Source organism: Rhodococcus sp. EPR-134, assembly GCF_001647205.1.
Lineage (GTDB): Bacteria > Actinomycetota > Actinomycetes > Mycobacteriales > Mycobacteriaceae > Rhodococcus_F > Rhodococcus_F qingshengii.
Genome location: NZ_LVCT01000331.1, coordinates 1 through 7232 on the forward strand (window position 1 = coordinate 1; position 7232 = coordinate 7232).

General features: G+C 60.9%; 6 protein-coding genes and 1 pseudogene. 4 read left to right on the forward strand and 3 right to left on the reverse strand.

The window, feature by feature from the left end:
- The coding region (locus A2J01_RS14995; RefSeq protein ID WP_064113012.1) for a maleylpyruvate isomerase family mycothiol-dependent enzyme at positions 1-572 on the reverse strand (572 nt) is incomplete at its 3' end.
- 191 nt (positions 573-763) lie between these two features.
- Here A2J01_RS14995 and A2J01_RS15000 point away from each other — a divergent pair.
- The 4 genes from A2J01_RS15000 to A2J01_RS15015 all read left to right on the forward strand — a co-directional run bounded on the left by A2J01_RS15000 (position 764) and on the right by A2J01_RS15015 (position 5692).
- Positions 764-2302 carry an AMP-binding protein gene (locus A2J01_RS15000; protein ID WP_064113010.1) on the forward strand — a complete coding sequence of 513 codons (1539 nt, stop codon included), beginning with the start codon at positions 764-766 and terminating at the stop codon, positions 2300-2302.
- 527 nt (positions 2303-2829) lie between these two features.
- The gene (locus A2J01_RS15005) at positions 2830-3939 is read left to right on the forward strand and encodes a Re/Si-specific NAD(P)(+) transhydrogenase subunit alpha (RefSeq protein WP_003941381.1); all 1110 of its coding nucleotides are present in this window, start codon (positions 2830-2832) and stop codon (positions 3937-3939) included.
- A complete protein-coding gene (locus A2J01_RS15010) occupies positions 3939-4262 on the forward strand; it encodes an NAD(P) transhydrogenase subunit alpha (protein WP_003941319.1) in 324 nt (107 codons plus the stop codon). The genes A2J01_RS15005 and A2J01_RS15010 overlap by 1 nt, the downstream gene beginning before the upstream one ends.
- Positions 4262-5692: an NAD(P)(+) transhydrogenase (Re/Si-specific) subunit beta gene (locus A2J01_RS15015; protein WP_003941368.1), complete on the forward strand. Its 1431-nt coding sequence runs from the start codon at positions 4262-4264 to the stop codon at positions 5690-5692. The genes A2J01_RS15010 and A2J01_RS15015 overlap by 1 nt, the downstream gene beginning before the upstream one ends.
- 389 nt (positions 5693-6081) lie before the next feature.
- Here the strand turns inward: A2J01_RS15015 and A2J01_RS15020 are convergent, their stop codons facing one another.
- Positions 6082-6735: a hypothetical protein gene (locus tag A2J01_RS15020; RefSeq protein ID WP_064113011.1), complete on the reverse strand. Its 654-nt coding sequence runs from the start codon at positions 6733-6735 to the stop codon at positions 6082-6084.
- 29 nt (positions 6736-6764) lie between these two features.
- Positions 6765-7232 (reverse strand): annotated as a pseudogene (locus A2J01_RS15025) (MFS transporter); the annotation flags it as partial.

A 7232-nucleotide genomic window follows, 5' to 3' on the forward strand; every position in this document is an offset into this window, starting at 1 on the left:
CCCTCTGGCGCCTTTCCTCGTTTTCCGACGACGAATCCGAGCGCGCTGGTGATTTCGCCGAATGCAGTCTCCGCGCGCAATCCGCCTTCCTCACCCGGAATGCCAACTGCATCTCTGATGTCGAGTTCGTGCATCCAACAGTCGAAGGTCCGAATACGCATGAACCGGCCATAGGGCGCAAGACCGACCGGTGTTTGTGTCTCGGCGTCCCAGTCCGCGCTGGTCATCGAGCGCAGCGCTTCGGTTCGTTCGGCGGTGATCTCGCGATATCGGGTCAGCAGGTCCGAGTGCGGTGTCCGCCGCAGGCCTTCGACCCAGCGCTCGTTGAACGCCGCAATCTCGTTGTGGACGTGGGGCAATGCGTGCACGTCCAGATTGATCGACGGCGGATTGATGCCCGAGAGCAGTGATTCCGTACCGATCAGATGGGACACGATGTCGTGAACCGTCCACCCCGGAAGGTTCGACGGTGCCAACCACTGATCGCCGTCGAGTTCGGCCAGCAGTGCGTCGATGACTCTCCATTCCTCGGTCAATGCGTCGACTACTGAGTCCTGGGGCCAACCACTCATGTGGACATCTCCTGTTTCGGACGGTGCGGTTCTCCTCACTGTATGTCCCGGCGGATAAGTGAGCGGGCATTCCCATGCTTCGAGTCGGTGTCGCCAAACCTCCGAGGGTGGCAGAGTTCCTGTGGTAGACCAGGATTGTCGACGCCGAATCAGGCTCACGCGGCGTTGTCGTCACCGACAGAGGAGTCTTCGTGTTTCCAGGAAATTTTGTCCAGTCCACACCGGACAAGCCCGCCGTCATTCGCCCTGCGACGGGTGAGTCCATCACCTATCGGGAACTCGACGAACGGTCGACGCAGTTGGCGCGATACTTCCGAAGTGTCGGTGCCAAGCCTGGGGACCACGTCGCTCTCATCTCGAACAACGATCTCCGGGCGTTCGAGGTGTACTGGGCAGCGTTGAGATCCGGCCTCTACATCACCGCGGTGAACTGGCATCTCACGGCTGCGGAGGCTGCCTACATCGTCGACGACTGCGAGGCGACAATTCTGGTGGCGTCGGGGCAGGCGTCCGCAGCAGTTCCGTTGGACGAGAAGCTGATTCCACGCGTGCGGCACCGATTGGTGTACGGCGGCGCCCTCGAGGGCTTCGACGACTACGAAGACGCGGTCGATGCGCAGTCCACTGCTCCACTCGACTCGCAGCCGCGTGGGGCTGACATGCTGTATTCGTCGGGAACGACCGGCAGGCCGAAGGGGATCAAAGGAGATCTCCCGGAGGGTGAGGTGAACACCACCATGGATCCGTACACCGCGGTGTTCGCACCGATGTACGGGTTCGATTCCGACACAGTCTATTTGTGCCCGGCTCCGGTCTATCACGCGGCGCCCCTGCGTTTTTGCGGCGTGATCAATTCGGTCGGCGGAACCGTGATCTTGATGGATGCATTCGAAGCCGAAACCGCGCTGGAGTTGATCGGTAAATACGCTGTGACGCACAGTCAGTGGGTACCGACGATGTTCGTTCGAATGTTGAAACTTCCGAAGGAGACCCGTGATCGTTACGACGTCTCGACGGTGAAGGTCGCCATTCACGCTGCTGCTCCCTGCCCGCCCGAAGTGAAGAGGGCAATGATCGACTGGTGGGGGCCGGTGATCTACGAGTACTACGCCTCGACCGAGGGTTCGGGCGCTACCTTCATCAACAGTGAGCAGGCCTTGTCGCATCCGGGTTCCGTCGGGCGTGACGGAGTGATGGGGATCGTGCACATCTGTGACGACGCCGGGCGCGATCTTCCGGTCGGCGAGATCGGTACCGTGTTCTGGGAGCGGGAGACTTTGCCGTTCCGGTACCACAATGATCCCGAGAAAACGGCTGCCGCGCAGCATCCGGATCATCCGACGTGGACGACGAGTGGAGATATCGGCTATATCGACTCCGAGCGTTTCCTTTATCTGACCGACCGCGCCGCGTTCACGATTATCTCCGGTGGTGTGAATATCTACCCACAGGAGTCCGAGAACATCCTTACTTTGCACCCGAAGGTGTTCGACGTGGCGGTCATCGGTGTTCCCGACGAGGAAATGGGTGAGCAGGTCAAGGCGGTTGTCCAACTAGCGGAGGGAATCGAGCCTGGTGCCCATGTCGCCGAGGAATTGCTGGAATACGTTCGCAGTCAGGTCGCACATTTCAAAGCTCCGAGAAGCATTGACTTTGCCGACGAATTGCCTAGGACCGCTACAGGAAAGCTCGTCAAGCACAAGTTGCGGTCTCAATATGTGAGCAATTGATGCTCTAGTGAAATACTAGGACATCAGAGTAATTCTGCGAGATAGTCGGCAAGGACCTGCGCGTGACCGTACGGCAGGTCCTTGCTTGCTGTCAGTAGAACAACGGGTCGAGCATCCGAGGACGGTGCGAGGCGTACTGCAGGTTTTCGCGTTTGAGGCCGCGTGGCCGGAGTCGGTCTACGCGGAGTCGGACGGCGTTACATTCGGAACCCGGTTCGTAAACTCGCTCGACGGTGATTATTCGGCGCGTCATTCTGATGCCTTTACGTCTTTCGGCCGTTTCAAATAGTGGAATAGTCCGCCATTCCGGTGTGATCGGCCTCACAGTAGGCTTCTTCAGGTATGTCCAAACATACTGTTCGGACTCGATTCAGATGGAGAAAGTGCGTCGTCGGTTTCCCTACGCCGCGTTAACTCTGGCTACTATCAGTCACCATTCACCCAAAAGCGGGTCATCTTCCGCTCATCACATGCTGGTTGCCGCTCGTCGCAGCAGGCGAACCACCAACCGCAGAAGGTAATGGAAAATGGAAACATCGAAGAGCGCACAAGTGCGTCCGTCGGTCGGCGTCCCTCGAGAATCGAGTGATGGTGAGCGTCGGGTCGCATTGGTGCCGAAAATTGTGTCCGCTTTGATCGGCAAGGGTGTCGACGTGGTCGTCGAGTCCGGGGCCGGTCTCGGGGCGTTGATTCCCGACGAGTTGTACACCGCTGCCGGCGCGAAGATCGGCGATCCGTGGACTGCTGACGTGGTCGTCAAGGTTGCGCCTCCGTCGACAGAAGAGATCGCCCGGATCAGTACCGGCGCGAAGCTCATCGGTTTCCTGAATCCGCGTAATGCGGACAACCGCATCGCCGAGTTGAAGGCCGCCGGCATCGAGGGATACGCCGTGGAGGCGATTCCTCGTATCTCCCGCGCGCAGGTGATGGACGCGTTGTCCTCGCAGGCGAACGTGTCCGGGTACAAGGCTGTTCTGTTGGCAGCATCGGAGTCGACGCGGTTCTTCCCGATGCTCACCACCGCTGCGGGCACGGTGAAGCCTGCGACGGTTCTGGTCCTCGGAGTGGGTGTGGCAGGTCTGCAGGCGCTGGCGACAGCCAAGCGTCTCGGTGGCCGCGCTACCGGGTACGACGTGCGTCCTGAGGTCGCCGACCAGGTGCGTTCGGTGGGTGCACAGTGGCTCGACCTCGGAATCGATGCGGCGGGCGAGGGTGGATACGCCCGCGAGTTGACCGACGACGAGCGAGCGAAGCAGCAGCAGGCACTCGAAGATGCGATCAAGGGCTTCGACGTTGTGATCACCACAGCTCTGGTTCCGGGTCGTCCCGCGCCGCGCCTGGTGACCGCTGCCGCGGTCGAAGGCATGAAGCCGGGCAGTGTCGTGGTCGACCTCGCGGGTGAAACCGGTGGTAACTGCGAGCTGACCGAGCCGGGTCAAACCGTCGTCAAGCACGGCGTGACCATTTGCTCTCCGCTGAATTTGCCGGCGTCCATGCCGGAGCATGCGTCCGAGTTGTACTCGAAGAACATTTCCGCGCTGATCGAACTCATGTTGGTGGAAGGTGCCTTGGCGCCTGATTTCTCCGACGAGGTTCTGGCCGGTGCGTGCGTCACCCGTGAAGAGAAGGGCGCCTGATGTACACATCACTACTGGCGAACATCGCGATCCTGGTGTTGTCCGGGTTCGTCGGTTTCGCTGTGATCTCCAAAGTTCCGAACACCCTGCACACCCCGTTGATGTCCGGTACGAACGCCATCCACGGCATCGTCGTCCTGGGCGCGTTGGTCGTCCTGGGCAAGGTGCACGATCCCTCGATCGGGCTGCAGATCATCTTGTTCGTCGCGCTCGTCTTCGGAACCGTGAACGTTGTCGGTGGTTTTGTCGTCACGGACCGCATGTTGGCGATGTTCAAGGCCAAGCCGGCCGCCAAGTCTGTGTCGAAGGATGGTGACCAGTAATGGAATACCTGGTCAATGCGCTCTACATTGTCGCGTTCTCGATGTTCATCTACGGCCTCATGGGTCTTACCGGCCCGAAGACCGCAGTCCGCGGCAACCAGATCGCCGCGGTCGGCATGCTCATCGCCGTCGTTGCAACTCTGATCTCCATTCGTGATGCGGAGATGGGGAACTGGATCCTCATCGCTGCCGGCCTTGTCATCGGTGTCGTGCTCGGCGTTCCGCCGGCGCTCCGGACGAAGATGACGGCCATGCCGCAGTTGGTGGCACTGTTCAACGGTGTCGGCGGCGGCACGGTCGCGTTGATCGCGTACGCGGAGTTCCTGGACTCGGACGGTTTCACCGCATTCCAGCACGGCGAGTCGCCGACGGTACACATCGTCATCGCGTCGCTCTTTGCCGCGGTGATCGGATCGATCTCCTTCTGGGGCAGCGTGATCGCGTTTCTGAAGCTGCAGGAAACTCTGCCTGGTCGTCCGATCGGAATCGGCAAGCTCCAGCAGCCGCTCAATGCTCTGCTGCTCATTGCCGCCGTCGCGTTCTCGGTGATCATCGGTATCAAGGCGATCTCACCGGAAGGCCCGACCAGCTCACTGTGGATCGTCGGCGTGCTCGTGCTCTCGGGCATCCTCGGACTGATGGTCGTGCTGCCCATCGGCGGCGCGGACATGCCCGTCGTCATCTCGCTGCTCAACGCTCTGACCGGTTTGTCAGCTGCTGCTGCAGGTTTGGCGCTCAACAACCAGGCGATGATCGTCGCCGGCATGATCGTCGGTGCTTCGGGCACCATCTTGACCAACCTCATGGCCAAGGCCATGAACCGGTCCATCCCGGCCATCGTTGCCGGCGGCTTCGGTGGTGGTGGCGGTGAAGCCGCATCCTCCGACGGTGTCGTGCGCACGGCAAAGGCGACCTCGGCCGCCGACGCGGCCATCCAGATGGCCTACGCCAACCAGGTCATCGTCGTACCCGGATACGGACTTGCCGTCGCGCAGGCTCAGCATGCCGTCAAGGACATGGCGAAACTGCTCGAGTCGAAGGGCGTCGAGGTCAAGTACGCCATTCACCCGGTCGCCGGCCGTATGCCCGGTCACATGAACGTTCTTCTCGCAGAGGCGGATGTCTCGTACGACGCGATGAAGGAAATGGACGACATCAACGACGAGTTCTCTCGTACCGATGTCACCTTGGTGATCGGTGCGAACGACGTCACCAACCCGGCGGCGCGCAACGATCCGAGCTCACCGATTCACGGAATGCCGATCCTCAACGTCGACCAGTCGAAGTCCGTCATCGTGCTCAAGCGCTCGATGAACTCCGGTTTCGCCGGTATCGAGAACCCGCTCTTCTTCGCCGAGGGCACCTCGATGCTCTTCGGTGACGCCAAGAAGTCGGTCTCCGAAGTAACCGAGGAACTCAAGGCGCTCTAGCGCTGGTACTCGGAAGGGGCGTCCACTCGCAGCTGCGAGTGGACGCCTTTTTTCGTGGCCGTGTGTTGCAAAGATGTCGTGTGTTGCAACGACTTCTTGTGCTGAAACGACTTCTTGAAACGACAAAGGCGCCTGGTCCGAGACGAAACTCGGAACAGGCGCCTCTGGCGACGTTTTACGGAACCTCGGGGGTTTCGGGGTCGGAAGAGAAGCCGGAAAGTAGTTCGATCAACTTCTGGATCAGTTCGAGCGGGTTCAGATCTTCGAGGCTCACGGTAAAGACTCCTTCGCTGTGGAACTACTTGATTCGGACATTTCAGAACATACGTCATGCCCAACCGTGGCGGGAGGGCTATCGGCGAAAATCTCTGAATCCCAAAGATTTAGGACTAAAGTCGGATGCTCCGGTGCCTGGAGAACGCGATGGCTGCCGTATCCGGGCGTAGCTCTTCACGTTTCGCGGCGATGGGCGATCGTGCCATCAAAATGGCTGCGGCACAGGCCCATACCAGGGTGATCAGAATGCCAGCTATCACTCCGAAAAGGCCGCTCAGCTCGGCGGCGAGCGCGCTGGCACCGATCGCAGCAACTCCGACGAATCCGAGTCCGGAGACCACCGGACGCCACTGCGGGGCGGAGATCAAGATCGCCGAGCAGTACAGCGCGGTCGCCGCTGCGACGTGACCGCTGGGCAGTAGGTCCTGGGGCACATCGGGGAGCCAGGAACCGAATGCCGCGTTGGTGAGATTGGCGCCCATTCCGAGGAGCAGGATCGCGCCGATGCCGTATGGCAGTCCGCGGACCATCGAGACGACCGCCAGAGCGGTAGTGGCTGCGAGTACGGCGGTGACGTCGAATCGGCCTACCGTCCACTCGGCAAGTGCGCGCACCTGTTCCGGGACGCTCAAACCGGGCGAGGTGGGTCGCACGAAATACAAGACGCCCAGCGCTACGACGGCAATCGCGGCAAGGACGAGGAAGCGAGTGGTTGTGGAGGGCGCGGGGTGCTGGGTGGAGGTCGAGACGGTCACGAGTACCAGCATCCCTGTTGAGTCTGTGCCGATCGTGAGGATCAGCTGTGAGGTCTGTAGGCGGTCGGAGAATCGCGCCGAACGACACCCGCACAACCCGCTGCGACCAGGACGCATGCAAACGGGATCAACATTGCTGTGGTGAGAGGCACAAGCTTGGTGACCCACCCGATGGTTGCCGGCCCGGCGAGGAATCCGATGTATCCCATGCCGACGACGCGAGACATGTTGGTGCCGGCCGAACCTGAGCCCAGATTTCCGGCCGTGGTGAAGATCTGCGGAATGCATCCCGACAGGCCGGCGCCGAACAGGGCCCAACCGAGCAACGTCAGTGGTAGCCAGCCGGATACCACGACGGTCAGCATTCCGATGGACGACAGCAACGCACCGTAGCGAACCACTGCCACCGGGCCTACCGCCGCGCTGATCCGATCCGCGGTGAACCGGCCGACGGTCATCATGGCGGAGAATGCGCCGAACGACAGTGCGGCAACGGCATTCGAAACACC